Origin of the sequence: Pseudomonas sp. BN607 (genome assembly GCF_029871175.1) — a bacterium.
GTDB lineage: Bacteria > Pseudomonadota > Gammaproteobacteria > Pseudomonadales > Pseudomonadaceae > Aquipseudomonas.
This window is the reverse complement of sequence record NZ_SSOE01000011.1, coordinates 1-512: the sequence shown is the minus strand read 5'-3', so window position 1 is coordinate 512 and position 512 is coordinate 1. Positions and strand designations below refer to the sequence as shown.

The 512-nt window shown below is 65.2% G+C and carries 1 protein-coding gene; it reads right to left on the bottom strand.

What is annotated here, in order from left to right; translation table 11 throughout:
• On the bottom strand, window positions 1-512 hold a 512-nt coding region (locus E8E68_RS00055), incomplete at both ends, for an AMP-binding protein (RefSeq protein ID WP_280339035.1).

The following is a 512-nucleotide window of genomic DNA, read 5'->3' as shown; positions in this document are numbered from 1 at the left end:
CCAGGAACACATCCAGCATCGAAGGTACGAAATGCAGGGTGGTGACGTGTTCGCGGGCAATCATTTCACGCAGGTACTCAGGGTCGCGATGCCCGCCAGGGCGAGCCATGACCAGCCGTGCACCGGTCTGCAGCGGCCAGAGGAATTCCCACACCGACACGTCGAAGCTGAACGGCGTCTTCTGCAGCACCACGTCATCAGCACCCAGCCCATAGGCGTCCTGCATCCACAACAGCCGGTTGACCACCCCGGCATGCGCATTCATCACGCCTTTCGGTAGCCCCGTAGAGCCCGAGGTGTAGATCACGTAGGCCAGGTGACGCGGCGTCAGCCCGGCCACGACCGGGTTGCTGGCTGGCGATTCGCACCACACCGGCCTGTCCAGGTCGATGACAGGGCCCGCTTCCGGCACATGCCGGGTCGCGCCATGCACCAGCACCGCCACCGGCGCGCTATCGCTCAGCATGTGGCGCACGCGCTCGGCCGGGTAGTCCGGGTCTACCGGCACATAA